Origin of the sequence: Microbacterium sp. AK031, from assembly GCF_024807145.1 — a bacterium.
Taxonomy (GTDB): Bacteria; Actinomycetota; Actinomycetes; order Actinomycetales; family Microbacteriaceae; genus Microbacterium.
This window is the reverse complement of sequence record NZ_JANUCA010000003.1, coordinates 120,404-147,186: the sequence shown is the minus strand read 5'-3', so window position 1 is coordinate 147,186 and position 26,783 is coordinate 120,404. Positions and strand designations below refer to the sequence as shown.

Here is a 26,783-nt window from a genome sequence, read left to right as displayed (position 1 = left end):
CCGCGTCACGCAGTCCGGTCGAGTTGTCGCGAGGCCACAGCCGGGCTCCCGCGGGCGGCGGCGCGCCTTCAAAGGAGGAAAGTGTCGGTCTCGATCGATCGTGGCCGACACTTTCCTCCTTTCATCGGATGCGCTCCGCTCAGAACGCGACGTCGATCGTGCCGTTCGACTCAATGACCTCTCGCACTTCGTCGCTGGAGAACGCGGCCTTGAGCGCCTCGGTCGCCTCGCTGTCGGCATCCTCTTCCCGCACCGCGACGTGCAGCGCGAACCGGTCGTCGAGCTCGGTGATGAGGCCGTCGTCCGCGGGGTTGAGACCGAGCGCGGCGATGTGCGATGGCCATTGGAAGACCAGGTCGGCCTCCTCGTACGCCGAGTTCAGCGACGCGATCGGCACCTCGAGGAAGTCGACGTTCTTCGGGTTCTCGACGATGTCATCCAGCGTGGAGACGTAGAGGTCGACATCGGGGTCGAGGGCGATGACACCCTCCGCATCGAGGAGCTTGAGAGCGCGGCCGAGGTTCGACGAGTCGTTCGGCACGGCGACGGTGGCGCCTTCCGGCAGGTCGGCGATGTCGTCGAGCGTCTTCGAGTAGAACGCGATCACGAAGTTGTAGACCGGCTGCACGGCCACCAGAGCGGCGTCGTTCGCGACGTTGAACTCCTGCATGTACGGCTCGTGCTGCGAGAAGTTCCCGTAGGCATCGCCGTCGTTCACGATCGTGTTGGCTGTGATGTAGTCCGAGACCTCGACGAGCTCGATCTTGTAGCCGTCTTCGATCGCCTCGCCTGCAGCCTCGACGACATCTGTCATGGGCGCGGTGACGGCGGCGATCTTCAACACGACAGGTTCGGATGCCGCGGCATCCGTGCCTTCGGACGGCTGACCCGCCGCGCATCCGGCCAACATCAGGGTGGCTCCGATGCCGGCGGCGAGGATGCCGATACGTGCGGTTCTCATTGGTCCTTCTCTCTTCGTAGGTGTCTTCTCAGCGGTGATCGAGTCGTTCCGATGCACGGTGTCCGACCGCCTGGAGCATCAGCACGCAGACGACGATGATCGCGATCGTGATGTACATGAGCGCGTCGTTGTACTCCTGGTAGCCGTAGCGCATGCGAAGTCGCCGATGCCTCCGCCGCCCACGACACCGAGCACGGTCGAGTACGACAGCAGGCTGATCGCGGCGGAGGTGAGGGCGTAGACGAGTCCGGGGCGGGCCTCGGGCAGCAGGACGCGGAATACCGCCTGCGGGAGCGTGGTGCCCATAGCGACGGCGACACGGGAGATGCCGGGCGGGATCTCCCGCAGGATCTGCTCGACGAGCCTGGCGTAGATGGCCACGGCGACGAAGCACAGCGGCAGCGTCGAGGCCTGCGTACCGAAGCTCGTGCCGACCACGGCTCGAGTGAAGGGGATGAGGAAGACCACCAGAAGCAGGAACGGGAACGAGCGGACGATGTTGATGTACATGTTCGCGACGGTCCAGATCGGGCGGTTCTCGGCGATGCCGCCGCGCTGCGTGAGGAACACGACCATGCCGAGCGGCAGACCGATCAGCACGGCGGCAGCCAGGGACACGAGCATCATGTACCCGGTCTCGGCGAGGGCCTCTGCGATGTCGCCGCCGTATTCGGAGAGCAGGTCGGTGAGCCAGCTCATCACATCAGCTCTCGCTTGACCTGCTCGTGATAGCTGGGCATCGCACGCAGATCGGCCTTCTTCACGGTGAAGAGTTCGCGCATGCGCCCCTTCTCGAGCAGCAGCGCCCGATCGCAGATCGCCTTCACGACATCGAGGTCGTGCGAGATCACGACGATCGTGGTGCCGAACTTCTCGCGGGCGTCCAGCAGCACACGGAGCACCTCGGCCGTCGTACTGGCATCCAGTGACGACGTCGGCTCGTCGCAGAGCAGCAGGGGCGGGCGGGTGACGAGCGCTCTGGCGAGACCGACGCGCTGCTTCTCCCCTCCACTGAGTTCCGCGGGGTGATGGTCGGCGCGATGCGTGAGTCCGACGAACGCGAGCATCTCATCCACCGCAGCGCGCTCTTCGGCACGGGTTCGGCGGATGCCGGCCCGGCGGCTGATCTGGAGTCCGAGTGCGACGTTCTGACGCACCGTCCGGCTGCTGAGCAGGTGGATGCCCTGGAAGACCACGCCGATGTTCCGGCGCAGCATCCGCATCTCCCTGCGACTGCGTCCGGCCACCGGTGCCCCCTCGACGCGCACCTCGCCGCGGTCGGCGGTGGTGAGTCCGCTGATGAGTTCGAGGAGCGTCGTCTTGCCCGCGCCGCTCTCACCGATGACGCCGAAGATCTCACCGCGGTCGATGCTCAGATCGATGCCGTCGAGCGCCGGGGGCTGATCCGGGCGGTCGTCGTAGCGCTTGCTGACGTCGCTGAACTCGACGATCGTCGTGCTCGAGATATCCATCGATGCGTGCCGCTTCCTTCGTTCGCGGCTTCATCGCCCGGAGTTGGTGTACTGAGTCCAACTATAGTTGAGCTATGAGCATGAGGTACCGGACAGAGGCGATCAATCGTGACGGCGGAGACGGCATCGCCGGCGTTCCCGACGGCCTGAGCGTGACCGTCGCGTCACCGCTGAACCCCGACCGCGATCCGGCCGGGACGAACCCCGAGCAGTTGTTGGCGCTGGCATGGGCAACGTGCCTGAACGCGACGGCGCAGGCCATCGTGGCTCGCCGCAGCCGCACTGCCGTTCGCGTCGAGGTGGAGCTGCACGATGCCGCAGCAGGGCCCGGGTTCGAGTTCCATGTCGACGCCTATATGTCGGTCGAGGATGCCTCAGTCGAGGAGGCCCAGCGCGTGCTCGACGCCGCCCATACCCGCTGCCCTGTCTCGAAGCTCATCGGGGGCGCTGCCACGGTCGCCGTGCACGCCGAGGAATTCGCGGACGTGGTCGTATCGGGCCGTTGAGACGAGTGGAGCTCGCCGCGGGCCGTTGGGCGAGCGAAGCGAGACGAAACCGCCCCGTCTCACCCGGCCGTCAGTTGGCCGCGACCACCGCGAGCACGGCGTCGCCGTAGGCCTCGCGCTTCTTCTCGCCGATGCCGGTGATGCCGTCGAGGTCTGTCATGGATCCAGGACGGATCTCGGCGAGCGCACGCAGCGTCGCATCGCCGAACACGATGTACGCCGGCTTTCCGATCTCTCGCGCCGTCTCGGCGCGCCACACCCGCAGTGCCTCGAAGAGCGAGCGATCACCCTCGGCCACGGCATCCGCTGCCGCCGACGTCTTGCGCGCACGACTCGCGCTGACGCGCCCCATGGTGTCTTTGCGCAGCGGCACCTGGGTCTCGCCGCTGAGCACTCCGGCCGCCACCTCGCCGGGGGCGAGCGTGCCGTAGTCGCCTTGGGCGACGAGGATGCCGCGGGCCAGCAACTGCCGCACGACGCTTCGCCAGTCCTGGTCGGAGAGGTCGGCGCCGATGCCGTAGGTCGCGAGGCCGTCGTGCTTCTGCTGGCGGATGCGGTCGTTCGATGACCCGCGCAGGATGTCGATGAGATGGCCGGCGCCGAACGCCTGATTGCGCTCGCGCTTGAGCCGCACGATCGTCGACAGCAGCTTCTGCGCCGGCACGAGCCCGTCGAACGTCTCGGGCTTCTCCAGGCATGTGTCGCAGTTGCCGCAGGGCGCTGATTCCTGACCGAAGTAGTTCAGCAGGTTCTGCCGTCGGCACTCGACTGTCTCGCACAGCGCGAGCATGGCGTCGAGATGCTGACCCATCCGCATCTTGAAGGTGCGGTCGCCTGGGCTCTGGTCGATCATGCGGCGCTGCTGCACCACGTCGCCGAGGCCGTACGCCATCCACGCCACCGCCGGCTCGCCGTCGCGGCCGGCGCGACCCGTCTCCTGGTAGTAGCCCTCGACGGACTTCGGCAGGTCGATGTGGGCGACGAAGCGCACATCCGGTTTGTCGATGCCCATGCCGAATGCGATCGTCGCGACCATCACGACGCCGTCTTCGCGCAGGAACCGCGACTGGTTCGTCGCACGCACCTCGGCAGGAAGTCCTGCGTGATACGGCAGAGCGTCGAGCCCCTGGGCTGAGAGATACGTCGCGGTCTGCTCGACCGACTTACGGCTGAGCGCATAGACGATGCCCGCGGCGCCGTCCGGCATCGAGCGGATGAACTGCACCAGCTGCTTGCGCGGGTCGACCTTCGGGACGATCCGATACTGGATGTTCGGACGGTCGAAGCTCGCGACGAAATGCTGGGCGGTGTCCAGTTGCAGACGCTCGGTGAGCTCCTTGTGGGTGGCGCGGGTCGCTGTGGCGGTGAGCGCCATGCGCGGCACTCCGGGGAACCTGTCACCGAGGTCGCCGAGCGCGAGGTAGTCGGGGCGGAAGTCGTGGCCCCACTGCGACACGCAGTGGGCCTCGTCGATCGCGATGACGCTGAGCACGCCGCGCTGCAGCAGCGCCGTGGTCTGCCGGTTCGACAGCCGCTCGGGGGCGACGTAGATGAGGTCGAGTTCGCCGGCGACGTACGCCCGCTCCACTTCGGAACGTTCGGATGCCGACTGCGTCGAGTTCAGATAAGCGGCGTTGACGCCGTTGGCGCGCAGCGCATCGACCTGGTCATGCATGAGGGCGATCAGCGGGCTGATCACGAGTCCGGTGCCCTCGCGGACGAGCGCGGGCACCTGATAGGTGACGCTCTTTCCGGCGCCGGTCGGCATCAGCACGACAGCATCCCCGCCGGCGATCACCTGATCGACGATGGATTCCTGGTCACCGCGGAACGCGTCGTAGCCGAAGACGGTGTGCAGCGCTTCGCGCGCGGTCGCGTAGCGCGCGGGCGTCGCGCGACGGATGCCGGGGGTGGATGCTGTCGCGACAGGCGTCGTCGGGCTCTGACCCCAGTCGAGCGGCGGTTCGTAGCCGGCGCCCTGCGGTTCCCAGTCCATCTCTTCAGGCGGAGGAGCATCGTTCCACGGCTCGGGTTCGGTCGGATCCCACGGCAGATCCTCGTACGGGTCACGGGATGTCTGCGGCATCGCTCCAGCGTAACGACCCCTGCCGACGCCCGCCGTCCTAGGGTGGGGATAACCGGCGGCGACCCGAAGGAGCATTCATGACCGACGACACCACAGTCACCCGCAACGACGAAGCCTCTCGCTACGAGATCCGCGTCGGCGACACCCTCGCCGGTTTCGCGAAGTTCGATCAGCGACCCGGCGAGATACGCTTCATCCACACTGAGGTCGATCCCGCATTCCAGGGCAAGGGCCTGGCGAGCATCCTCGCTGCCGACGCGCTGGCGGATGCCGCGGCATCCGGCGACACGATCGTGCCGTACTGCCCGTACATCGCGAAGTACCTGAAGACGCACGAGGTCGATGGTGCGGAGATCCGCTGGCCGCAGCTTCCGACCGACCCGACGGATGCCGTCGGCCAATGATCGGCCGGCGCAGCATCTCGCTCGAGCCGCGCGAGGTGCCGCTCGGCGGTGTGCGGGGCATGAATGTGCTGCGCACACTCCCCAACCGCGACCTGCCGACGGTCGGAGCGTGGTGCTTCCTCGACCGCTTCGGGCCCGGACCGGTCAGGATGCGCGTCGAGCCGCACCCTCACATCGGGCTGCAGACGGTCACGTGGCCGCTCGTCGGCGATATGCGCCATCGCGATTCGGTGGACAGCGACGTGACGCTGAAGCGCGGGCAACTGAACCTCATGACTGCCGGGCACGGCGTCTCGCACTCCGAGTATTCGCTCGGCGAAGAGGCGATCCCGCTGGATGCGTTGCAGCTCTGGGTCGTGCTGCCGGAGTCAGCGCGACATGGTGCGGGTGGGTTCGAGCAGCACACGTCACTTCCCACGGTGGCGATCCCGGCTTCCTCAGGTTCCGATGCCACAGCGACGGTCGTGCTCGGTGAGTTCGCCGGCATCCGCTCGCCGGCGACCGTGCACACGCCGATCGTCGGGGCCGAGATCGCGCTGCCGGCAGGGAGCCGCGTCACCCTGCCGCTCGATGAAGCGTGGGAGCACGCGATCGTGCTGGTCGAGGGTGATGTCTCGATCGACTCACGCCCGGTGGTGCGTAACGAGATGTTGTACCTCGGGGACACGCGCTCGGAGGTCTCCGTTTCGAGCGCCGAGGGCGCGCTGCTCTTCGTCCTCGGCGGCGAGCCGTTCGAAGAGGACCTGGTGATGTGGTGGAACTTCGCCGGTCGCACGCACGAGGAGATCGCGCAGGCGCGTGCCGACTGGGAGACACCGGATGCCGCCACCGCACGCTTCGGACACGTGGTGACCCACGGCGCCGAGCGGATTCCCGCTCCCGAGTTGCCGAATGTGCGGCTGAAGGCGCGACGGCGGCGGATCTGAACGAACACCCCGCAGGGAGAGGCGCCGCGCACCTGCGCGCGGCGCCTCTCCCGTTTACTTCGCGTCGACCGAGACGATCGTCCGCACCGCAGAGTCGCCGTACTGCACGACGCCGAGGTACTTCGTGCCCGCCGCGAGGCCGCTCCAGCTGAGCTCGTAGCTCGTCGCCTCACCCTGCGTCACCGCGATCGGGTTCGGCGTCGCCGTGAGCGCGCCCTCGCCGCCCGGTGCCACGTTGGCGTAGGTCATGTCCCACGTCATCGGCGCGGTCGTCGAGTACACGTTCGCGACGATCAGGTACGTACCGGCCGTCGGGGTCGGGAGCGTCACCTGCTCGTCGGCCGAAGCCGTCGCCGACTGCCACCGCTGGTAGTAGCGCAGATCATCCGGCGCGACCACGCGGTATACCGTCAGGTCGAGGTCGCTGCCCTCGTCATCCGACGAATCCAGGTCGAACCGCGACAATGAGGTGCCCTCAGGCACGTCGACGATCCACGCGACGTCCTTGTTCACATCTCCCGAGTTCTCGTCACCCGAATGCCCCTCGACGGGATGGGCGGGATCGGTGAGCAGCTGGAACGGCGTGAGACCGGCGAGGTTCAGCGGCAGCTCACCATCCACACCCGGTGTGATCTCGACGACTGCGCTGCCGTCGACGCCGGTTCCGGTGACCTCCGCCGGCGCATCCGCCGTCACAGGGAACACCGCGATCGGCGAACGCACCGAATTCGACTCGCTCGACCAGGTGAGCGATCCGGTCGCCCACTGCTCGACCGGTGCGCTCTCGTTGTCGAACGTGACCGTGTAGGTGGCCGTCTCGCCGGCGCCGCCGAAGCTCAGCGTCGACGGCTCGACGGTGGCGTTAACTCCGGGCACGTCGACGCTCGCAGTGAACGTTCCCGCCTCGGTCGACGTCACCGTACGGGTGATCGTCTGAGCGCTGGCGAGCGTGCCGACCGAGATCGACGCGAGGTTGAGGTCGCTGCCGTCGATCGGTTCGACGCCGTCGAACTCTGCGAGTCCCTTGCCCTCGATGAACGCCGCCCAGTCTGTGACGTCGTTCAAGTACAGCATCCCCGGGTCGAAGAAGCGGGTCGGATCGACCTGACCCGCGCCCTGCGCGAACGGATCGGTGTTCGCCGAGCCATCTGCATTCACGGTGTCGTAGGCGGTGGTCATCATCGCCGACTTCACCTCTGCCGGCGTCGCGTTCGGACGCTCGCCGAGATACAGCGCGCCAAGACCCGCGATGTGCGGTGACGCCATCGACGTGCCGGACAGGATGCCGAAGGTCGGCGCATCCTTGCTGCCGCTGTTCGTCGCAGCGAGGATCGCCACGCCAGGAGCAGCGATATCCGGCTTCATCACGTCACTGCCGTCGGCATGCACCGGCCCGCGGCTGGAGAATCCGGCGATCTGAGGCACAGGAGTCGTCTCACCGGTGGTGTTCTCCCCGATCAGCGAGATCGGCCGGTCGACGCCGCCCCGCACGTACGCCAGGACGGCCTCGCGATGTGCGGAAGCGAGATGCACCGTGGGGCTGACGTGGAAGTCGTTGTCGAGCGAGTCCGCCTCACCCGGAACGTTCACCAGGACCATGCCGGTGCCGCCCGCGTCCTTCACGACCTGCGATTTCTCCGCGCGAGCGTTGCTGCCGCGATCGCAGACGACGATGTGCCCGGCGACCGCCGCGGGGTCGAGCGTGCCAGGCAGACACAGCCGGGAATCCGTCGCTCCGGCGAGCGCCGCGTCACCTGCGTAGATCGACGGTCCAGTGACCGTCTCACCGAACGGGACCGAGACGGATGCGCCGGCCTGAGCGAAGCCGTCGAAGGTGACCGTGCCCTCCCAGGTCGGGATCGTGGATGCCGCGACCGAGGTGTACCAGGGCGATGCGTGGTCGGTGGTGACCGGATCCGGTCCGTCGTTGCCCGCGCTGACCGCGACGAACACTCCGGCCGCTGCGGCGTTCAGGAACGCGATGTCGTCCGGCGCCAGCACCGTGGTGGCGGCTCCGCCGCCGATCGAGTAGTTGATCACGTCGACGCCGTCGGCGACCGCCTGATCGATCGCGGAGATGAGGTCGCTGAGCGCGCAGATGTCATCGGCGGTGACCGACGGATCCGGACCGACGTAGCAGGCCTTGTACACCGCCACCTTGGCCGCCGGCGCCATACCCGAGACAGCGCCGAGCCCGACTCCGTTGACCGCAGCGTCGACGCCGAACGCACCGGCCGCCGTGCTGGCGGTGTGCGAGCCGTGCCCGTCGCCGTCGCGCGGAGACAGGTAGTCGTACTGGAAGTCGAACCCCGCCGCCGTCGCGCCTGACGAGAAGTACTGCCCGCCGATCAGCTTGGTGGAGTAATCGTGCTTGTCCCAGTCCTGCCCCTGCACGATCTCGCCGCGGAACTGGCCGCCGTCGGACTTGTCGAAGTAGACATAAGACCCGTCGCTGTATGCGTCGGCGCCACTCTGCTTCTGCTTCTTGAGCTTGCTGCCCGCGAACGAAGGATGCTCCGGCGCGATGCCCGTGTCGATCACGCCGACCACGACGCCCTCGCCGGCGTGGTCAACGCCTCCGGTCTCCTCCCAGACTCCGCCAGCGCCTGTGGCATCATCGCCGAGCCCCAGGAAGTCGGTGGAGGTCTGCGCATCGGGATGCCGGATCTCATCCGGGAACACTCCTAGCACGTCCTTGGACGCGCGCAGCGCATCGACCTGTTCGCCGGTGAGATCGGCGCTGAAGCCGTTGACCGTCACCTGATATGTCGCGTCGGTCGTGACGCCCTCTGCCTGCGCGAGCTTGCGCTGCTCGTTCGCGAGATGCGCGATGTACTTCTGCGAGTCCGACGAGTGGGCGTCGAGCTGCTTGCCCGGCTTCGGCTTGGTACTGCGCAGCCCGTTCGCGTCACCTTCGTAGGTGGCGAGCGGATCGGCCTTCAGCATCACGATGTAGTGCCCTGGAGTGCCCTCCACTGGTGCGGGGTGTGTCACCCCCTCGACGCTTGCGAAACTGGCGGTTGACGAGGATCCGATGACGACTGCGGCCACTGTGACGGCCACTGCCATTCGGAAGGGTGATCGACCCATGCATCTCTCCGATGGTCTGCGAACTGCGGCTGCGTTGCCGCACAGTCGATCAACTTAGCGCCCCCTGCATCGAGCGCACCAGATGTCCATATGGCAAGCGATCTACGACTTAAGGAGAGGTTCGGGAAGCTATACGGAGACTTTTCGGGGAGACGCTCACTCGCGCTCAGGTGCGTGTAGGCGCGTGCAGGCCGGATGCGACGAACGGCGCTGTCCGAGCGACAAAGCGGGTGTCCGCAACGTGTCTGCGAGCGGCAGCAGGCGGTGCGACGGTGGCGCGCGAGTAGGCTGGAGCGGTGCCGAAGAACCGTGTGCTGTCGACTCGCGTGCTGCTGATCTGCGCCGCGGTCGGCGTCGCGACGGGGCTCGTCTCGGCGGGCGCCGGGTACCTCAGCATCATCGTCTCGGCGGGCGCTCCGGTGCTGTACGGCCTGGTGCTGGGGTCGCACGTCCTGCCGGGGATCGTGGCGCAGTCACTCCTGCGCGTCCCCGGTGTCGCGCTCATCACGCACGTCCTGGCGGCGCTGGTGTCCACCGCGTTCGCCCCGGCCTGGGTGCTGCGCTACATCGGCACGGCGCTCCTGATCGGCGTCATCCAGGAGGGCATCACGGCCATCGGCCGCTACCGCTACTGGGGGCTCGGGCGCTTCATGATCTCGGCCGTCATCGTCGGCGTCCTCCTCGCGGTCCCCATCAGCTTCGCCGCCGACATCGACAAGTTCGAGCCGTGGGCCTTCGTGCTGTACCTCGTGATGTTCATCGCCGGTCCGGTGGCCTGGACCTTCATCGGCGTGCGGATCGGCAGCGCCCTGCGCAGAGCTGGCGTCGTCACCCGGGTCTGAGGTTCGCCACCCTCACGTGTTCGCGGCCGCGTGTGCACATCAGGTTAGGCTCAGCTAACCTGGAACCACACATTCCACCGGACCACCCGTCCTCGAGCCCGTTGAAGGTCGCCGTGCGCGCATCCGCACCCCTGCTTCGCGTGCGTGACCTTTCGCTCACGCACGTCGGCAGCGCGCAACCTTCGCCGAACGGTGTCAGCTTCGAGGTGCAGCCGGGCGAAGTCGTGCTCGTGCTCGGTCCGAGCGGCTCCGGAAAGTCCACGCTCACGCTCGCATTGAACGGGCTGATCCCCCAGTCGGTCCCCGCAGATGTCGAGGGCACGGTCGAGGTCGACGGCCGCAGCACATCGACGACACCGGTCGCCGAGCTCAGCACTGACGTCGCGATGGTCTTCCAGGATCCGGACGCCCAACTCGTCACCGGCACCCTCTTCGACGAGGTTGCGTTCGCGCTGGAGAATCTGCTGCTGCCCGTCGATCAGGTCCTGAGCCGCAGCGAGCAGGCGCTGCGCCGGGTCGGACTCTGGGACAGACGAACCTGGAATCCCGATCGCCTGTCGGGCGGCGGACGCCAGCGCCTCGCGATCGCATGCGCACTCGCGATGGGATCGCCATTGATCGTGCTCGACGAGCCGACGGCGAACCTCGACCCGTTGGGGATCGATGACGTCTACGACGCCCTCACCGACCTGGTCGCCGCAGGCGATCACGCCATCATCCTCGTCGAGCACAACCTCGACGCCGCCATGCGTTTCGCCACTCGCGCGATCGTGCTCGATCAGTCCGGTCGGCTCGCATTCGACGGTCCCGCAGCCGAAGTGATCCGCGGGCACACCGATGAACTCATCGCCATGGGCGTGTGGTTGCCTGCAGCGACACTGGCGGCGAGGATGCTGCGCGAGCGCGGCATCCTCGCTGATGACGCGCCACTGCCGCTGACACCGGAGGAGCTGGCCGAAGCCCTGGACGCCGCACATCTGCAGGGCGGAAGCACACTTGCAGGGCGAGACGCAGCAGATTCTTCCTTCATCCGTGCGACCACCCTGCATCCGTCCCCACGCTCCGGGCATCCGTCCCCACGCTCCGGGCATCCGTCCCCACGCTCCGTCGATGAGGAGCCGATCGTCCGCGCCAGGAGCCTGACGGTCAAGCGCGGGCGGCAGGAGATCCTGCACGGCATCGACCTCGACATCTCCCCCGGGTCGTTCACCGCGATCGTCGGCGCGAACGGCGCGGGCAAGACCACGCTGATCCAGGCGCTCGCGGGCGTCGTGCCTCCGCCGAAGCGGCGAGTGATTGTCGACGGCCTCGATCCAGGCGCGGCCTCGCCGCGGGATCTCGCAGCCCGTATCGGCTTCGTGTTCCAGAACCCCGAGCACCAGTTCATCGCGCACAGCGTGTTCGACGAGCTCGCGCACGGACTCAGGCTCAGGCACACGCCGGAACCCGAGGTGCGCGAGCGCGTCCAGGAGATGCTCGCCCGGTTCGGACTGGACGCGAAGGCCGACGCGCATCCGTTCCTCCTCTCCGGAGGGGAGAAGCGGCGGCTTTCGGTCGGCACCGCACTGATCACGCGTCCGCGAGTGCTCGCGCTCGACGAGCCGACGTTCGGGCAGGATCGCGCTCGGGCGGCCGAGCTCCTTCGCCTGCTGCGGGATCTGCAGACCGAGGGCACCACGATCATCGTGATCACTCACGATCTCCAGCTCGTCGCCGACCACACGACGCACACCGTGATCCTCGCGGACGGGCTCGTTCACGCCGCCGGACCCACGCCCGAGCTTCTCTCGACGGCGGGAATCTTCGAATCGGCGGGGCTCCGCCTTCCGGCGGTGCACCGCGTGCTTCAGCAGACGGGCATCGCAGGCTCGCTGCTCCGAGACTTCACCTCCGAGGCCAGCCGATGACCACGATCACCTCCCCCGTGCCCGTCATCGATCCGTATGCGCCGACAGCACCGGCATCCGCATGGCGCTTCCTGCACGCTCTGAACCCGCTGTCGAAGGTCGCGGCCGTGGCACCCGCGATGCTGCTGCTCGTCCTCGTTCGCGACCTCGCGACTCCGGCGTCCTTCATCGCTCTCGCGTACGCCATCATCCTCGTCGGCGCTCGGATCACTCCGCGCACTGCCGCGCTGCTCTTCCTCGCCGTCCCCGTAGGGGTCGTCGTGATCGGGTTCGGGTTCTCGGTGTGGGTGGATGCCGCCCTCGTCGACGACACCGCACCGTTCCTGCAGATCGGCAGCTGGACACTCTTCAGCGGAGCAGTGGAGATCGGGTTCGCCACCGCCCTGCGGCTCGGCGCCATCGCCGCGCTCGCCCTGGTCGGCGGACTCACCACGAGCGGTCCTGACCTGGTGCGATCCAGCATCCAGCAGCTGCGCGTGCCGTACCGCGTCGGCTACACAGCACTGGCCGCGTTCCGGTTCGTGCCGCGATTCGGCCACGAGCTCGCGGTGATCAGAGCGGCGCACCGCGTGCGAGGTCACCACGGCGGGCGCGGTCCGATCGCGCGGATCGCTCGCGGCTGGGGGTACATCGTGCCGTTGCTGGCGGGAGCCATCCGGCACGCCGAACGAGTGGCACTGGCGATGGATGCTCGCGCCTTCGGCGCGCACCCCACCCGCACCGAGCGTCACCTCGTACCGTTCCGCTCCCGCGACATCGTGTTCATCGCGTTGTTCTTCGCGGCATCCGCAACGATCTTCATCGCCCTGTTCCCCTGGCAGCCCGCCTGAAAGGCGCCCCATGGCATTCAGCAAGATGGTCAAGCCCGAAACGACCGAGCTTCTGCACCTCGAGGTGCTGCGCTCCGAGCGGCTCGCGGCGCACTGGGCACGCATCACACTAGGCGGCGGCGAGATCTCGAAGTTCCGCCCGATGGGCTATGACCAGTGGTTCCGCCTGTTCATCCCAGTCGGCGGGGAGGCGGGCCTTGAGCGGGTGCCGGCGAAGGCCCACAAGATGTTCGGGTATCTGAAGTTCCTGCGCATCCCCGACGGCGAGCGCCCGGTGATGCGCAACTACACGGTGCGCGCTTACCGACCTGCCACCGCCGGTCGGGGCGCCGAGATCGACGTCGACTTCGTGCTGCACGGCTCGGCGGCCGACGGGACGGCAGGGCCGGCATCCCGCTGGGCGGAGACCTGCAAGCCGGGCGAGCACGTGCTGATCATCGACGAAGGGCTGACGTTCAACCCCGAACGCGGCACCGATCACGTGGTGCTCGTGGGAGATGAGACGGCGCTGCCGGCGATCGCGGCGATCTGTGCGTCGCTGCCCTCCACGGCGAGGGGTCTGGCGATAATCGAGGTGCCCTCCGCTGAGGATGCGCTCGAGTTCGAGCATCCGTCCGGGGTGTCGCTCGAATGGATCACCCGATCGCATTCGACGACGCCGGGTCTTCTCGCGCTCTCGGCGCTCGGAGAGGCAGTACTGCCGTCGGCGCAGTTCCACGCCTATGCCGCGGGTGAGCAGTCGCTGGCATCCGGGGTGCGCAAGCTGTTGGTCGGCGAACGAGGAGTCGACAAGAACTGCGTGAGTTTCTGCGGATACTGGAAGATCGGGGCGGCGTCGCCTGCATCCAAGGCCGCCCGCGAGGCCGCCGCGGAGCCGGTGGCGTGAACGGCTCGGAGAGCATCAGGCGCCGTCCGAGAATTCGACATCGCTGCTGCTGACCTGCGCCGCGCTCGGCGTCGCCGGTGGACTGCTGCTCGCGCCGGCCGACGGGGTCGGTCGACCCTGAACACGCGGTTCCCCGTCGTCAAAGGAGGAAAGTGCCGGTTCCGATGCTCCAGAACCGACACTTTTCTCCTTTGAGGCCGTGTGAAAGCCGAGCTCAGCGCTTGCCGGCGATCTGACGCGACACGATGTCGCGCATGATCTCGTTCGTGCCGCCGTAGATGCGGTGCACTCGGGCGTCGAGGAAAGCGCGGGCGATCGGGTACTCGGTGATGTAGCCGTAGCCGCCGTGCAGCTGCACGCAGGTGTCGAGGATCTCCCACTCGCGCTCGGTCGTCCAGAACTTGACCTTCGCAGCCTCTTCGGCAGTGAGCTTGCTGTCCTTGTACGCCAGCAGTGCGCGGTCGAGGTACGCCCACATCACGTCGACGGTGGTCGCCACATCCGCCAGCTTGAACCGGGTGTTCTGGAAGTCGATGATCCGCTCGCCGAAGGCCTCGCGGTCCTTCGTATAGTCGACGGTCCACTTGAACGCGGCCTGCGAAGCGGATGCCGCGGCGATGCCGATCGACAGTCGCTCCAGCGGCAGGTTCATCATGAGCTGCAGGAACCCCTGACCCTCCTGGCCGCTGATCAGGTTCTCCTCGGGGACGAAGACGTCGCTGAACGAGAGCTCGGCGGTGTCGTGACCGTGCGAGCCCATCTTGTTCAGCTTCTTGCCGTGCTCGAAGCCCTCCATGCCGTTCTCGAGGATGAGAAGGCTGAACGCGTCAGGACGGTTGCCCTCCCCCGTCTTGACGAACGTGACGACGATGTCGGCCGTCTTGCCCGACGAGATGAAGGTCTTGGCGCCGTTGACGATGTAGCCGCCCTCGGTCTTCTTCGCGGTGGTCTTGATGCCGCGGAGGTCGGAGCCGGCCCCTGGCTCGGTCATTGCGAGGGCGCCGAGAACCTCGCCGGTGGCCATGCGCGGCAGCCACTTCTCCTTCTGCGCCTGCGTGCCCATGTGCACGAGGTACGGGATGGCGAGGTCGTCCTGGATGCCGAAGGCGCCCGCGAGCGAGCCCGCACCCGCGCCGATGACCTCTTCGTTCACGATCGTTCGGAAGCGGTAGTCCTGCAGCATGCCTGCGCCACCGAACTCCTCCGGCACGGAGAGCCCGATGATGCCTGCCTCGCCCGCGGCGAGCATGGTCTCGCGGTCGATCTCGCCCGCGGCATCCCACCTCTCGATGCTCTCGTTACTGACGTGGCGCTTGACGAAGTCCTTCACCAGGTCGCGGAAAGCCTCGTGGTCTTCTTCGTAGATGTCGCGTTCCATGCCGTCCTCCCGAACGTGTCAGTGCGTCGTTGCTCCCGTGATTCTAGGGCGGAGAGCGGATGCGGGGACAGCGCGTTGTGAGAATGCATCCCACCACACGTGGGACTGCGTACCGCGTTTGTGGGATGCCACAGAACGGGCTCAGTGCGGGTAGTCGGGAGCCGCAGGCAGCGCGAAGAACTCTTCCAGCGTGTGGAAGCCGCCCTCGTGGTAGGCGGCGGCGAGCTGGTGCCCGACGTAGCGCAGATGCCAGGGCTCCGGCATGTATCCGGTCTTGTCGCTGGCGCCGCTCTCATAGCGGACGACGTATCCGTACTCCCACGCGTGCTCCTGCACCCAGGCGGCCTGCGCCGTGCTGCCGAACGAGTCGATGTCGCCGCAGCCGTCGTCGCACGCGACGACATCCACTGCCAGCCCGGTCTGGTGTTCGCTGAATCCCGCTCGCGCCGAGCCCTTGTCTGCGCCGACGACGCCCTCGGAGGCGACGAACCCGGAATACGTCGACATCTGCAGGTTGTAGGAGCGGTAGCCGTTGTTGATCCCGATCATGCCCGCACCGGATGCCTCGGCCTCTCGCGCGAGTGCGTTCAGCCCGTCACGCGCATCCGGGCGGAGACGATCGGATGACGTCGTCGCCGCAAGATCGACTCCGGAGAGCGCCGCAGGTTCGAAGTCCAGCGGCTCCAGCGGTCGGGCCTTGTTCACGACCAGCCAGAGTCGGGCAGGATCGCTCAGCGATATGCAGGGCGCGTTTCCTGCCACGACGGCGTCCCTGAACGCCGCACCCCCGCCGAATGCAGCGATCGCCGCCTCGTCGTCACCCGCCGCGAGCGCATCGGCGACGACAGGGTCTGCACACGGATCAGACGCCACGACTCCGCCGACGTCGACGCCGGGGAGTTGAGCAGCGACGACCGGCACGGGAGGCAGTTCGGCCTCCGCCACAGCCGGCGCATCGGCGATCGCCCACAGCATGCCGAGGGCCGTCACCAGAAGACCGATGGGCAGTGCGATGGTCAGCACGCGTGAGGGTCGCGACGCGTGCCGGGGGTGATGGGCGCCGCTCATGCTTCCATTCTGCCTCGAACCCGGAGGCGCGCCAGCCGGGCAGTCATCGAGCGGCGCTGTCACCTTCGGTATGTCGCAAGTCGGCGAGCCGCATCGCGAGCGAGGGCCTTCGGCGTCCGGGAGTTGATCAGATAGAAGACTTCTTCGAATCAGGCTTGACTTAACATCGCGCATTTGTTCGAATGAATGCATGCGGTGGCAGGGACAGACGATCGATGACGCGGACGACGCCGCGCTGCCCGGCCTGGAGAATCGCACCGGCATCGTCCGTTCCGTGACGACTCCCGAGTTCGCGGGGATGACGTTTCACGAGGTGCTGGCGCGCTCTGCACTCAACAAGGTTCCCGGCGGCTCGCGGATGCCGTTCAGCTGGACGATCAACCCGTATCGCGGATGCAGTCATGCGTGCGTTTACTGCTTCGCCCGCGGTACGCACGAGTATCTCGACCTCGACGGCGGCGGAGACTTCGATTCGCAGATCGTCGTGAAGACGAATGTGGCCGAGGTGCTCGCGAAGGAGTTGCGGCGCGGCAGCTGGCAGCACGAGAGCGTCGCGCTGGGGACGAACACCGATCCGTACCAGCGCGCAGAGGGACGCTACAAACTGATGCCCGGCATCATCCGCACTCTCGCGGAGTCCGGCACGCCGTTCTCGATCCTCACCAAGGGCACGCTGATCCGCCGAGACATCCCGCTGCTGGTGGAGGCTGCGAAGAGTGTGCCGATCGACATTCAGATGTCGATCGCGATGTACGACGACGCACTGCAGCGCTCGATCGAACCGGGAACGCCGAGCACCCAAGCGCGCCTGGATACCGTCCGCGCGCTCGCCGATGCAGGGTTCCGGGTCGGAGTCTTCCTGATGCCGATCCTCCCGCACCTCACCGACTCCGTCGCTGCCGTCGATCATGCGTTGCAGCGCATCGGCGAGACCGGCGCCGACCACGTCATCTACGGCGCCCTGCACCTCCGCGCCGGAGTGAAGAGCTGGTTCATGCAATGGCTGCAGCGCGAGCATCCTGAGCTCATATCGTCGTATCGCGGCCTGTACCCCGGGGCCGCGGCTGACGCTCCGAAGCCGTACCGGCAGTGGCTGGCGAAGCGGGTCCGCCCGCTGATCCGCGCGCACGGGCTCGACGCCCGCCATTCCGACGAGGCCTATCCGGCGCGGCGGCTCACACGTCCGGCCTCCGCGCGCGCGGCTGTCGCTGCTCCTCCAGTTCCCACGCTGTTCTGACGGCGCTTCCGGCGGCCCGGCGCTGGTCAGAGCCGGGCACCCCGACGCGTAGGCTCGATGACTATGGCAATCGGCGCGATGATCCACACTTTCACGGTGCAGCTGGCCGATATGGATCGCGGCGTCTATGACGAGCTCACGCTCCGTGTCGCCCGGCATCCGTCCGAGACGGACGCGTACATGGTCACCCGAACTCTCGCCTATTGCCTCGAATACACCGAGGGCATCACGTTCGGCGCCGGCATCTCGTCCACGGAAGAGCCCGCGGTGCTCGTGCGCGATCTGACCGGCAAGGTCACGGTGTGGATCGAGGTCGGGGCGCCAGACGCCGAACGGCTGCATTACGGCAGCAAGCTCGCCGACCGGATCGCCGTCTACACGCATCGCGACCCGGCCAAGGTCATCGCACCATGGCTAGGCAAGCGCATCCACAATGCCGAGGCCATCCAGGTGTTCAGCTTCGACCCCGGCTTCATCGACGATGCCGCCGCAGTGCTCGAGCGACGCAACACCATGACGCTGACCGTTACAGAGCAGCAGCTGTACCTCGATCTGAACGGCACGACGCTGAGCTCTGCAGTGCACGAGCACTCCGCCGCCTGATCACCGCTGACGCTACGGGCGACTCAGCCGCCGCATAACTCCGGAGCTTTTCCGCCGATCCGCGATTCTTCCGTGTGCCGCGCGGCCTCCGGGGCATGACCTCCGGAGTTATGCGGGCACCGATGCCGTTCATAACTCCTCACAAACAACGCAGAAGGGCCCCGGAACTCGCTTCCGGGGCCCTGATCCTCAAGATTCTGAGGAGTTGCGAACGCTGTTACGCGGTGATCTCGGCGTTGCTGGGCATGCGCCCGGTGATCTCCTCGATGATGTCGTCACCGATCCGAGCGGACTCGAACGGTGCATCGATCTCGGCACGACCCAACAGCTCCGTCATGCGGCGCTGGCGCTGGCGCGTGATGAGCGTGACGACACGGCCCGCACGACCTGCACGCCCGGTGCGACCCGAGCGGTGCATGTAGGTCTTGTACTCATCCGGCGCATCCGCCTGGATCACCAGGTCGATGTCATCGACGTGGATGCCACGAGCGGCGACGTCGGTGGCGACCAGAACCTGCACGCGACCCGAGGTCATGCGCTCGAGATTGCGCGTGCGCTTGGCCTGGTTGAGGTCACCGTGCAGCGCGGCCGCGGGGATGCCGGCGTCGTCGAACTGCTCGGCCAGCGTCTCCGCGTATGCACGGGTGCGGGCGAAGACGAGAGTCTTGCCTGCACGGTCGACCATCGACGTGAGGATCTCGGCCTTGTCGCGGTGTTCGATCACGAGCACGCGGTGGTCGATCGTGCCGGAGTCCTGGTCTTCGCCGGAGACTTCGTAGACGGCAGGATCCACGAGGAACTCGTCGACCAGGGCAGCGACTTCACGGTCGAGCGTCGCCGAGAACAGCAGCTTCTGGCTGCCCTCCTGCGTGTGGCGGAGGATACGCTGCACCGGCTCGACGAATCCGAGCTCGCACATGTGGTCTGCCTCGTCGAGCACCGCGATGCGGCAGTCCGAGAGGTCGAGCTTGCGCTGCTTGATCAAGTCCTCGATGCGACCGGGCGTGCCGATCACGATGTCGACGCCCTTCATCAGCGCGCCGACCTGGCGCCCCTGCGGGACACCACCGTAGATCTGCGTGGTGAACAGCCCGACGCTGCGGGCGATCGGCTGGATGGTGCGGTCGATCTGCAGCGCGAGCTCACGCGTCGGCGCGAGGACGATCGCACGAGGCTTGCGGCCGTACTCACGACGCTTGCCTGCCTGCGACTTCAGCACGCGCTCGACGAGCGGTGCACCGAAGGCGATGGTCTTGCCGGAGCCAGTGCGGCCACGGCCGAGCACGTCACGTCCTTCGAGGATCGACGGGATCGTGGCGGCCTGGATGGCGAACGGCGAAGTCGCGCCGAGATCCTTCAGCACCTCGACGATGTTCGAGCCGATCCCGAGATCGGCGAACGTGACACCCTCGACCTCGGGGGCCGCGACCGTCTTCGCCTCAAGGCGCTCGTGCACGACGTCCTCGGTCTTCTCGAACGGGGCTGCCGACGCCTTGTTCCAGTCGTCGCGGCTCGCGCGCGGCTCACTGCGACGATCGTCACGACGAGGACCACGGTCATCACGACGCGTGTCATCACGACGAGGACCGCGGTCATCACGGCGAGTGTCATCACGGCGGGGACGGTCGCCCTGGTCGCGAGAACCGGCCGCTGAGCCTGCCGAAGCATCCCGACGGGGGCGCTCGCTGCCTGCCCGAGGGCGATCCTCGTAGCGCGGACGGCCATCCGTACGCTCGCGGTCGTCGCGACGCGGACGATCGTCGTTGAAACGCGGACGCTCGGCGCCGCGGTCGCTGTTGTATCGAGGGCGGTCGTTGCCCCGGTCGTCGCCACGATTGTTCGAACGGTCATTGCCGTAGCGGGGACGCTCAGCACCGCGGTCGCTGTTGAAGCGCGGGCGGTCACCCTGGTAGCGAGATCCGGTCGTCGAACCGCCGTCACGCCTCGGACGGTCATCCTGACTGGCACGGTCGTCGCGAGGCGGACGGTCGTCGTTGTAACGCGGACGCTCGGCGCCGCGGTCGCTGTTGTATCGAGGGCGGTCGCTCCCACGCTCGCTCGGACGGTCGTTGCCGTAGCGGGGACGCTCAGCACCCCGATCGCTGTTGAACCGCGGACGGTCGCCCTGGTAACGAGACCCTGTCGACGAACCGGCATCGCGACGCGGACGGTCATCCTGGCGGGCGCGATCATCGCGACGCGGACGATCGTCGTTGACGCGCGGACGGTCGGCACCACGGTCGTTGTCGTACCGCGGACGCTCAGCGCCGCGGTCGCTGTTGAAGCGCGGACGGTCGTCGTTGAAGCGACGTCCGTCGGTGCGCGGACGCTCGCCCTGGTGGTGCGGCGTCTCACGACGACCGGACTCGGCACGATTGCGGATGCCGCGTGCCTCATCGCGACCGGCGCGTTCCTGATCGCTCCAGCGACGCTTCGGTGCACCGGTGTCAGCCCCAGCCGGGCGGTGTCCGCGGTGGCTCGGGCTCTTGCTTCCTGGACGGCGATCGAAACCGCGGTCAGAGGTCGGCGAAGACGAGCTCGACGAAGGGCGCTTTGCGCCGGCATCCGAACGTCCGCCATCGGGGCGACCTGCGTGACGGTCGTGGAACGAGGTCTTGTTCGCGCCGTAGCGCGGCTCGAAGTTGCGCGAGGGCCTGCCGCCCTGGGGTTTCTTGTTCTTGGGCATGGGTGTGTCCTTCTGGGTTCTCTGCACGTAACAGCACCGCGCTGCGCGCGCGGGGAAACCCGGACATCCGTCGGCCGGGGGCCATTCATGTGATGGTTCATGCGCGTTGATCAACGCTCACCATCGGCCCCTGGGCTCACACTTCCAACAGATAAACGCCCGCGCCATGCGCGGCTGCCCGAAGCCGACCACTCCAGTTTAGCCGAAGCGCCTGAGAGAGACCCCCGTACGATGACATGGTGACCTCGCAATCCCCCACCGGCATCCAGATCCATCTCCAGCGTGGTGCCAACACGGCGCAGATCGCCCAGGTCGGCGCTTCGCTCCGCGGCCTCACCGTCGGAGGCATCGACCTCATCTCGCGCTACCCCGAGAACATCCCCACGCCGTCGTGCTCCGGCGTGGTGCTCGCGCCGTGGCCGAATCGCGTACGCGACGGCGCCTGGGACGACGACGGCACCGCTCAGCAGCTCGCGATCAGCGAGCCGAAGCTGAACAATGCCAGCCATGGGCTGCTCCGCTTCACCGCTTATGAGATCGAGCAGACGGATGCTGCCGCCACTCTCCACGCGACGATCCATCCGCAGACCGGCTTCCCCTACGAGATCGAGACGACGGTCACTTATGCGCTCACCGACGCCGGCGTAAAGGTCACGCACACGCTGACGAACCGATCGGATGCTGCGGCCCCCGCCGCCCTCGGAACGCACCCGTTCGTCACCATCGGCGATGTCGACCCGCACGATCTGGTGCTCACGGTGCCGGCCGAGACGCAGTTCACCACCGACGAGCGGATGCTGCCCACCGGCACCTCTCCTGCACCTGAGGCGTTGCGCGGAGGCGTGCGGCTCGGTGACATCACGCTCGACACCGGCTTCACCGACCTCGACCGCGATGAGGACGGACATGTGCGTCACACCCTCACCGCCCCCGACGGCCGACGCGTCACACTGTGGCAGGGCGAGGGCTTCGACTTCGTGCAGGTGTACACGACCACGAACTACCCGGGACATGCACTCGCCGTCGCCATCGAGCCCATGACGGCTCCGGCTGACGCGTTGAACAGCGGTCTCGGCATCCGCCGCCTCGCCCCAGGCGAGACGTGGAGTCTCACCTGGGGCATCGAACTGGGCTGATCCGCTACGCCACGTGCAGCTGTCCGAGCTCCTAGGTGCAGCGGGTGAGCGCGACGTAGAGTCCGTTCCAGCCGCGAGGCTCGGCAGCGATGCCGTTGGCATCCACGAGCAGCGTGGCATCCTACTCCAGCCCCTTGGCATCGGTGGCGGAGAGCACCGTCGCACCTGGCAGCGCAGCCCGCAGAGCAGAGACGCGGCGAGCGCGTCGATGAGAGGGATCTCACTGCTCGCCCAGCCGTTCGGCTCCCGGAGAACGGCCGCGCGCTCGATGTCGGTGAGCTCGGGCACCCAGCGCTGCAGCAGCGCGTCGTCGGCGAGCAGCCGACGAAGCTCTGTCGTCGTGTCGAGTACCGGCCACCACTGATCCAGTAGCGCAGCCACTCCGCTGTCGGCGGCGATCCGGTCGCGCAGCCGCTCGATGTCCTCTTCGGAGAGCACCCCGTCGATCTCAGCCCCGGTTCTGCCGTCGGCCACGGCGCGATCGTCGGAGCGTTCCAGCCCAGCGTCGACACCCGTGAGGATGTCCTCCAGCCCCTCTTCCATCTGCGCCAACATCTCATCGTTGCGTTCGACGATGGCGTCAGTGAGCAGGTCTGCGATCTGCTCTTTGAAGATGGTCCGCGCTGCATGGTAGGAGCGCCCGGATGTGGCGGAGGCGTGCGCATTCGCGATCCTCTGCTCATCGAGCGCGTATCTTTCGCCTTCCCACAGCAGTTCGAGTTCGGTCGGCCACGGAACCAGCGACGCCGCATACTCCGACAGTGCCCGCTGCCAGAACGCCCTGGGCAGCGAGCCGGGAATGCGTGAAGAGGAGGTACGCCACTCGATGAAGCGCCACCACGGTCTTGCCGGTACCCGGTCCGCCCTGCACCACGAGCGGGCCGTGCGCGTCGGCACGGATCACGTCGTCCTGCTCACGCTGCAGGGTTGCCGCCGCCGCGCCCATACGACCGGTTCGGCGCTCGTCGAGCGCGGCGAGCAGCGCGCCTTCGCCGACGAGATCGCTCGCCATCGAACCGTCGAGCGGTTCGTCATCGACGCTCAGCACCTTACGGTCACTTGTGCGGATGTGCCGACGCCGAGCCTGGCCCTGGGGATCCACCGCTGTCGCGGTGCAGAAGGCACGTGCGGCCGGCGCGCGCCAGTCGATCACCAGAGGATCATCCTCCTCGGCATCTGCACCGGGGATTCCGACCCGCCCCAGATGCCTGACCGTCTTGTCGAGCGCGTCGAGCCGGCCGAAGATCAAGCCCTGCTCCGCGTGCCTCAGCTCCGATCGCCGCTGCGCCATCATGCGCATCCTCGCGTGATGCACGGCATCCGCCGCGGGAATCGCAAGATCGGCATCGAGCTGACGTAAGAGGTCATCACGGCGCGTGAAGGCCTCATCGAGGATGGATTGTTCCTGTGTTACTGCTGTCTCGTTCGCGATCTCGTCCTGGTCGGGCAGGGTGGTGACGTCGTTCAGGGACACTGACACTCTTTCTGTGCACTGGATGAGGGCAGCGCACTGGGCGCTCAACAGCGCCGGGTCGCGGAGTATTCCTGGGAAGCAGAGTATCCCTGGCGAAGCGTCAGTCGACGGGGTTCGCTGCAGACAGGCCGTGCTGCTCTCGCAGTTCCCGACGCGTCAGCCCGTGCGCAGCGTCTGTCGGCGCATCCGGATCGGGGTCGTCGACGGGCGGCTCACCGCCAGCATCCGGTCCGCCCTTGCGTGCCCGCCGCCGTTCCTTCGCGCCTTCGACGAGGTTGTAGAGCGTCGGAAGCACGATCAACGTCAACACGGTCGACGAGACCAGCCCGCCGATCACGACGATCGCCAGCGGCTGCGAGATGAACCCGCCGTGCCCGGTGATGCCCAACGCCATCGGAGTGAGAGCGAAGATCGTCGCGAGTGCCGTCATCAGGATCGGGCGCAGACGCTTCTCTCCACCGGCCATGACCGCGTCACGCGTCGACAGGCCCTTCTCGCGGTACTGGTTCACGAGGTCGACCAGCACGATCGCGTTCGTCACGACGATGCCGATCAGCATCAGCACGCCGATCAGCGAAGCGACGCCGAGTGGCACACCCGTGACGATCTGCAGCAGGATCGCACCGGTCGCCGCGAACGGCACCGATACGAGCAGCAGCAGCGGCTGACGCAGCGACTTGAAGGCCGCCACCATCACGACATAGACGATCAGGATCGCCGCGAGCATCGCCAGCCCGAGCTGTGTGAAGGAGTCCGCCTGCTGCGAAGCGACGCCGCCGACCTCCGCACTGGCGCCGTCGGGCAGGTCCACCGCCTCGAGAGCCGAGGTGACCGATGCCGTCGCGACAGCGAGGTTGTCGGACGCCGGTGGCACGGTGATCGTCGACGTGCGACGGCCCTGCTCGGTGGTGATGGAGGTCGGCCCCTCGCGCTGTTCGACGAGCGCGATGTCCTGCAGCGTGGTGATGCCGCGCGGGCTCGGTATCACCAGCGAACGAAGCTCATCGATCGTGGCCGGCGGCTGGGTCGCGGCGATGTACACCGTGAGAGCCGTGTCATCCAGTTCGACGGAGCCGATCTGCTGCGGGCGCATCGTGCCCGACACGAGCGTGCCGACCGCGACCTCGGAGAGCCCTTGCTCGGCCGCCGCCTGACGGTCGACGACCACGGCGATGTAAGGCAGCGATGCGGCCAGGTTGTCCGTGATCGCGCCGATGCCCTCCCGCCCTTCGAGTTCTGCCTTCACGGCTTCCGTCGCCTCGGCCAGAGCCTCACCGTTCGGCGCCGTGACATTCACCTCGATGTCGCTCGAGCCGAAGCCCGCAGAGGCGTTGACGCTGATCTCGCCGACGTCTTCCAGATCGTCGACAGCATCAAGAACATCAGCGCGAAGCTGCTCTTGGTCGACGTCCGCCGACGTCATGATCGAGTACGTCACGCCGGCACCGCCGGAGAAGGCATCCATGAGCAACGAGCCGCTCGAACCGATCGAGACCTGCACGTTCTCGATGCCGTCGATGCCCTCGATCGCATCCTCGACGACCGACGCCGCGGCATCCTTCGTCTCCAGGCTCGCCGTCGGACCGAGGTCCTGCGTGACGGTCATCGTGTTCTGGCCCGTGTCGCTGAGGAAGTTGATCTTCATCAGCGGAGCGGCGGCGAGTGTGCCGCCGAGCACCACGACCGCGAGGATCACTGTGACGACAGAGTGCTTCAGCGTCCAGCCGAGGATCGGGCGGTACAGCTTCTGCAGGGGTGTCGGCGGAGCATCCTGATGCTCGGGGTCGATCACGTTGCCGTTCTCGTCGACCAGCTCCTTGCCGGGGCGGAGGAACCAGTACGCCAGCACAGGCACGATCGTCAGCGCGACGAGCAGGGATGCGACCATCGCGATCGTCACTGTCATCGCGAACGGTCGGAACAGCTCGCCGACCATGTCGCCGACGAACACGATCGGCAGGAACACCGCGACGGTCGTGATCGTGGAGGCGGTGATGGCGGACGCGACCTCGCGCACGGCGAGACGGATCGCATCGCCCTTGTCGGCATCGCCCACGTAATGCCGCTTGATGTTCTCGATCACGACGATCGAGTCGTCGACCACGCGGCCGATCGCGATCGTGAGCGCGCCGAGAGTGAGGATGTTCAGCGAGTAGCCGAACGCCTGCAGACCGATGAACGTGATCAGCACGCTGGTCGGAATCGAGATCGCAGTGACCAGCGTCGAGCGGATCGACAGCAGGAACACGAGGATCACGATCACGGCGAACACGAGCCCGAGCATGCCCTCGGTCGCGAGCGTCTCGATCGACTGCACGATGAACGGCGCCTGGTCGAAGACGACGGTGAACTCCGCGTCAGGGAAAGCTTCCTGCAGCTCGTCGAGCTCCGCGATCACGCCGTCGGACACCTCGACGGTGTTCGCGGAGGGGAGCTTCGTGATCGATATCGAGAGTGCGTCCTCGCCATTCACACGGGAGATCGACGAGACGGCGTCGGATTCCAACGCGACGGTGGCTACGTCGGCGATGGTTGCCGCCGTGCCCACCAGCGGGAGGGCTGAGATGTCGTCGACCGATGTGATCTTCGCACCGGTCTGCACCGTCAGCGTCTGGCCGTCCTGGGTGATGTCGCCGCCGGGGAACAGCGTGCCGTTCTGCTGCAGCGCGTCACGGATCGCCTGGCTGCTCACACCGGCCGCGGCGAGTCTCGCGTCGTCGGGAGTGATCGTGATGCGCTGCCCGATTCCGCCGACGATCTGGGCGGCGTTGACGCCCTCGACGTCCTCGAGGTCGGGGATCGCGACGCTCTCGAGATCGGCCTGAGCGGTATCGGCGTCGTCGAATCCGGTGACGGCGACCTGGATCACCGGGAAGTCGTCGATCGACACCGACAGCACCTGCGGCTCGACATCCTCCGGCAGCTGTGAGGAGATGCGGTTGATCGCCTGCTGCATCTTCTGCTCCGCGGTGGCGAGATTCTCGCCGTACGCGAATGTCGCCTGGATGATCGAGGCGTTCGTCGAACTCGTCGCGCTCGTGGACTCCAGGCCGGGAACGCCCTGGATCGCCGTCTCGATCGGCGTGGAGACGTCGTTCTCCACGACCTCGGGGGACGCGCCGGGGTAGGTGGTCATGACGATGAGCGATGGCAGCTCGAGCGAGGGGATGAGCTCCTGCTTGAGGTTCGTCAGTGCCAGCCCTCCGAACACGGCGGCCACGATCGTGATGAGAGCGATCAGCGCACGGTTGCGCAGGCTGAGGATGGCGAGTTTCGACACGGTGATCTCTC

Annotated in this window: 20 protein-coding genes; 10 read left to right on the top strand and 10 right to left on the bottom strand. The window is 67.1% G+C overall.

From position 1 onward, the window contains the following. Positions 1 to 139: 139 nt before the first annotated feature. From HDC95_RS08720 to HDC95_RS08710, 3 genes are all read right to left on the bottom strand, one after another. A complete protein-coding gene (locus tag HDC95_RS08720; protein ID WP_259063012.1) occupies positions 140 to 961 on the bottom strand; it encodes a MetQ/NlpA family ABC transporter substrate-binding protein in 822 nt (273 codons plus the stop codon). 78 nt (positions 962 to 1,039) lie between these two features. Continuing rightward, positions 1,040 to 1,660, bottom strand: a complete 621-nt coding sequence (locus HDC95_RS08715) for a methionine ABC transporter permease (protein ID WP_259063011.1) — start codon at positions 1,658 to 1,660, stop codon at positions 1,040 to 1,042. Next, positions 1,660 to 2,433: a methionine ABC transporter ATP-binding protein gene (locus tag HDC95_RS08710; protein ID WP_259063010.1), complete on the bottom strand. Its 774-nt coding sequence runs from the start codon at positions 2,431 to 2,433 to the stop codon at positions 1,660 to 1,662. Before HDC95_RS08710 ends, HDC95_RS08715 begins: the two co-directional genes overlap by 1 nt. Before the next feature lie 74 nt (positions 2,434 to 2,507). Between HDC95_RS08710 and HDC95_RS08705 the strand changes: the two genes are divergently transcribed. Then, a complete protein-coding gene (locus HDC95_RS08705) occupies positions 2,508 to 2,939 on the top strand; it encodes an OsmC family protein (protein ID WP_259063009.1) in 432 nt (143 codons plus the stop codon). A gap of 70 nt (positions 2,940 to 3,009) precedes the next feature. Here HDC95_RS08705 and recQ read toward each other — a convergent pair whose 3' ends face one another. After that, positions 3,010 to 5,025, bottom strand: a complete 2,016-nt coding sequence (recQ, locus tag HDC95_RS08700; protein ID WP_259063008.1) for a DNA helicase RecQ — start codon at positions 5,023 to 5,025, stop codon at positions 3,010 to 3,012. A gap of 77 nt (positions 5,026 to 5,102) precedes the next feature. On the opposite strand from recQ, the gene HDC95_RS08695 reads away from it, so the two are divergent. Both HDC95_RS08695 and HDC95_RS08690 read left to right on the top strand, forming a co-directional pair. Continuing rightward, a complete protein-coding gene (locus HDC95_RS08695; RefSeq protein ID WP_259063007.1) occupies positions 5,103 to 5,429 on the top strand; it encodes a GNAT family N-acetyltransferase in 327 nt (108 codons plus the stop codon). Next, on the top strand, positions 5,426 to 6,355 hold the full coding sequence (locus HDC95_RS08690) for a pirin family protein (protein ID WP_259063006.1): 930 nt from the start codon (positions 5,426 to 5,428) through the stop codon (positions 6,353 to 6,355). The genes HDC95_RS08695 and HDC95_RS08690 overlap by 4 nt, the downstream gene beginning before the upstream one ends. 54 nt (positions 6,356 to 6,409) lie before the next feature. On the opposite strand, the gene HDC95_RS08685 is transcribed toward HDC95_RS08690, so the two are convergent. Next, entirely contained in the window at positions 6,410 to 9,349 is a 2,940-nt protein-coding gene (locus HDC95_RS08685) for a S8 family serine peptidase (RefSeq protein WP_259063004.1), read from the bottom strand. A 392-nt stretch (positions 9,350 to 9,741) separates the two neighbouring features. Here HDC95_RS08685 and HDC95_RS08680 point away from each other — a divergent pair, with 392 nt between their 5' ends. From HDC95_RS08680 to HDC95_RS08665, 4 genes are all read left to right on the top strand, one after another. Then, the gene (locus tag HDC95_RS08680; protein ID WP_259063003.1) at positions 9,742 to 10,287 is read left to right on the top strand and encodes an ECF transporter S component; all 546 of its coding nucleotides are present in this window, start codon (positions 9,742 to 9,744) and stop codon (positions 10,285 to 10,287) included. A gap of 113 nt (positions 10,288 to 10,400) precedes the next feature. Then, positions 10,401 to 12,194: an ABC transporter ATP-binding protein gene (locus tag HDC95_RS08675; RefSeq protein ID WP_259063002.1), complete on the top strand. Its 1,794-nt coding sequence runs from the start codon at positions 10,401 to 10,403 to the stop codon at positions 12,192 to 12,194. Further along, positions 12,191 to 13,024, top strand: coding sequence for an energy-coupling factor transporter transmembrane protein EcfT (locus tag HDC95_RS08670; RefSeq protein WP_259063001.1), 834 nt, complete (start codon positions 12,191 to 12,193; stop codon positions 13,022 to 13,024). The genes HDC95_RS08675 and HDC95_RS08670 overlap by 4 nt, the downstream gene beginning before the upstream one ends. A gap of 10 nt (positions 13,025 to 13,034) precedes the next feature. Beyond that, the gene (locus tag HDC95_RS08665; RefSeq protein ID WP_259063000.1) at positions 13,035 to 13,910 is read left to right on the top strand and encodes a siderophore-interacting protein; all 876 of its coding nucleotides are present in this window, start codon (positions 13,035 to 13,037) and stop codon (positions 13,908 to 13,910) included. Positions 13,911 to 14,124: 214 nt separating this feature from the next. On the opposite strand, the gene HDC95_RS08660 is transcribed toward HDC95_RS08665, so the two are convergent. After that, a complete protein-coding gene (locus HDC95_RS08660; RefSeq protein WP_259062999.1) occupies positions 14,125 to 15,288 on the bottom strand; it encodes an acyl-CoA dehydrogenase family protein in 1,164 nt (387 codons plus the stop codon). 141 nt (positions 15,289 to 15,429) lie between these two features. Further along, positions 15,430 to 16,356, bottom strand: coding sequence for a D-alanyl-D-alanine carboxypeptidase family protein (locus HDC95_RS08655; RefSeq protein WP_259062998.1), 927 nt, complete (start codon positions 16,354 to 16,356; stop codon positions 15,430 to 15,432). A gap of 190 nt (positions 16,357 to 16,546) precedes the next feature. Here HDC95_RS08655 and HDC95_RS08650 point away from each other — a divergent pair, with 190 nt between their 5' ends. Together HDC95_RS08650 and HDC95_RS08645 are read left to right on the top strand one after the other, a co-directional pair. Next, positions 16,547 to 17,593, top strand: coding sequence for an Rv2578c family radical SAM protein (locus tag HDC95_RS08650; RefSeq protein WP_259062997.1), 1,047 nt, complete (start codon positions 16,547 to 16,549; stop codon positions 17,591 to 17,593). A gap of 63 nt (positions 17,594 to 17,656) precedes the next feature. Further along, on the top strand, positions 17,657 to 18,196 hold the full coding sequence (locus HDC95_RS08645) for a YaeQ family protein (protein WP_259062996.1): 540 nt from the start codon (positions 17,657 to 17,659) through the stop codon (positions 18,194 to 18,196). Between the two features lie 217 nt (positions 18,197 to 18,413). Here the strand turns inward: HDC95_RS08645 and HDC95_RS08640 are convergent, their stop codons facing one another. Continuing rightward, entirely contained in the window at positions 18,414 to 20,882 is a 2,469-nt protein-coding gene (locus tag HDC95_RS08640) for a DEAD/DEAH box helicase (RefSeq protein WP_259062995.1), read from the bottom strand. A 239-nt stretch (positions 20,883 to 21,121) separates the two neighbouring features. Between HDC95_RS08640 and HDC95_RS08635 the strand changes: the two genes are divergently transcribed. Beyond that, positions 21,122 to 22,018, top strand: coding sequence for an aldose 1-epimerase family protein (locus HDC95_RS08635; protein WP_259062994.1), 897 nt, complete (start codon positions 21,122 to 21,124; stop codon positions 22,016 to 22,018). 679 nt (positions 22,019 to 22,697) lie between these two features. Here HDC95_RS08635 and HDC95_RS08630 read toward each other — a convergent pair. Both HDC95_RS08630 and HDC95_RS08625 read right to left on the bottom strand, forming a co-directional pair. Next, a complete protein-coding gene (locus HDC95_RS08630; RefSeq protein WP_259062993.1) occupies positions 22,698 to 23,492 on the bottom strand; it encodes a UvrD-helicase domain-containing protein in 795 nt (264 codons plus the stop codon). Positions 23,493 to 23,592: 100 nt separating this feature from the next. Beyond that, complete coding sequence (locus tag HDC95_RS08625; RefSeq protein ID WP_259062991.1) at positions 23,593 to 26,772, bottom strand: efflux RND transporter permease subunit; 3,180 nt, start codon at positions 26,770 to 26,772, stop codon at positions 23,593 to 23,595. Positions 26,773 to 26,783: the final 11 nt, after the last annotated feature.

Bases quoted from the DNA above. Each gene is read 5' to 3' on its own strand.
- HDC95_RS08645 (WP_259062996.1), top strand. From the start codon at position 17,657: ATGGCAATCGGCGCGATGATCCACACTTTCACGGTGCAGCTGGCCGAT.
- HDC95_RS08655 (WP_259062998.1), bottom strand. From the start codon at position 16,356: ATGAGCGGCGCCCATCACCCCCGGCACGCGTCGCGACCCTCACGCGTG.
- HDC95_RS08690 (WP_259063006.1), top strand. From the start codon at position 5,426: ATGATCGGCCGGCGCAGCATCTCGCTCGAGCCGCGCGAGGTGCCGCTC.
- HDC95_RS08640 (WP_259062995.1), bottom strand. From the start codon at position 20,882: ATGCCCAAGAACAAGAAACCCCAGGGCGGCAGGCCCTCGCGCAACTTC.
- recQ (WP_259063008.1), bottom strand. From the start codon at position 5,025: ATGCCGCAGACATCCCGTGACCCGTACGAGGATCTGCCGTGGGATCCG.
- HDC95_RS08670 (WP_259063001.1), top strand. From the start codon at position 12,191: ATGACCACGATCACCTCCCCCGTGCCCGTCATCGATCCGTATGCGCCG.
- HDC95_RS08650 (WP_259062997.1), top strand. From the start codon at position 16,547: ATGCGGTGGCAGGGACAGACGATCGATGACGCGGACGACGCCGCGCTG.
- HDC95_RS08710 (WP_259063010.1), bottom strand. From the start codon at position 2,433: ATGGATATCTCGAGCACGACGATCGTCGAGTTCAGCGACGTCAGCAAG.
- HDC95_RS08665 (WP_259063000.1), top strand. From the start codon at position 13,035: ATGGCATTCAGCAAGATGGTCAAGCCCGAAACGACCGAGCTTCTGCAC.
- HDC95_RS08720 (WP_259063012.1), bottom strand. From the start codon at position 961: ATGAGAACCGCACGTATCGGCATCCTCGCCGCCGGCATCGGAGCCACC.
- HDC95_RS08695 (WP_259063007.1), top strand. From the start codon at position 5,103: ATGACCGACGACACCACAGTCACCCGCAACGACGAAGCCTCTCGCTAC.
- HDC95_RS08705 (WP_259063009.1), top strand. From the start codon at position 2,508: ATGAGCATGAGGTACCGGACAGAGGCGATCAATCGTGACGGCGGAGAC.
- HDC95_RS08715 (WP_259063011.1), bottom strand. From the start codon at position 1,660: ATGAGCTGGCTCACCGACCTGCTCTCCGAATACGGCGGCGACATCGCA.
- HDC95_RS08660 (WP_259062999.1), bottom strand. From the start codon at position 15,288: ATGGAACGCGACATCTACGAAGAAGACCACGAGGCTTTCCGCGACCTG.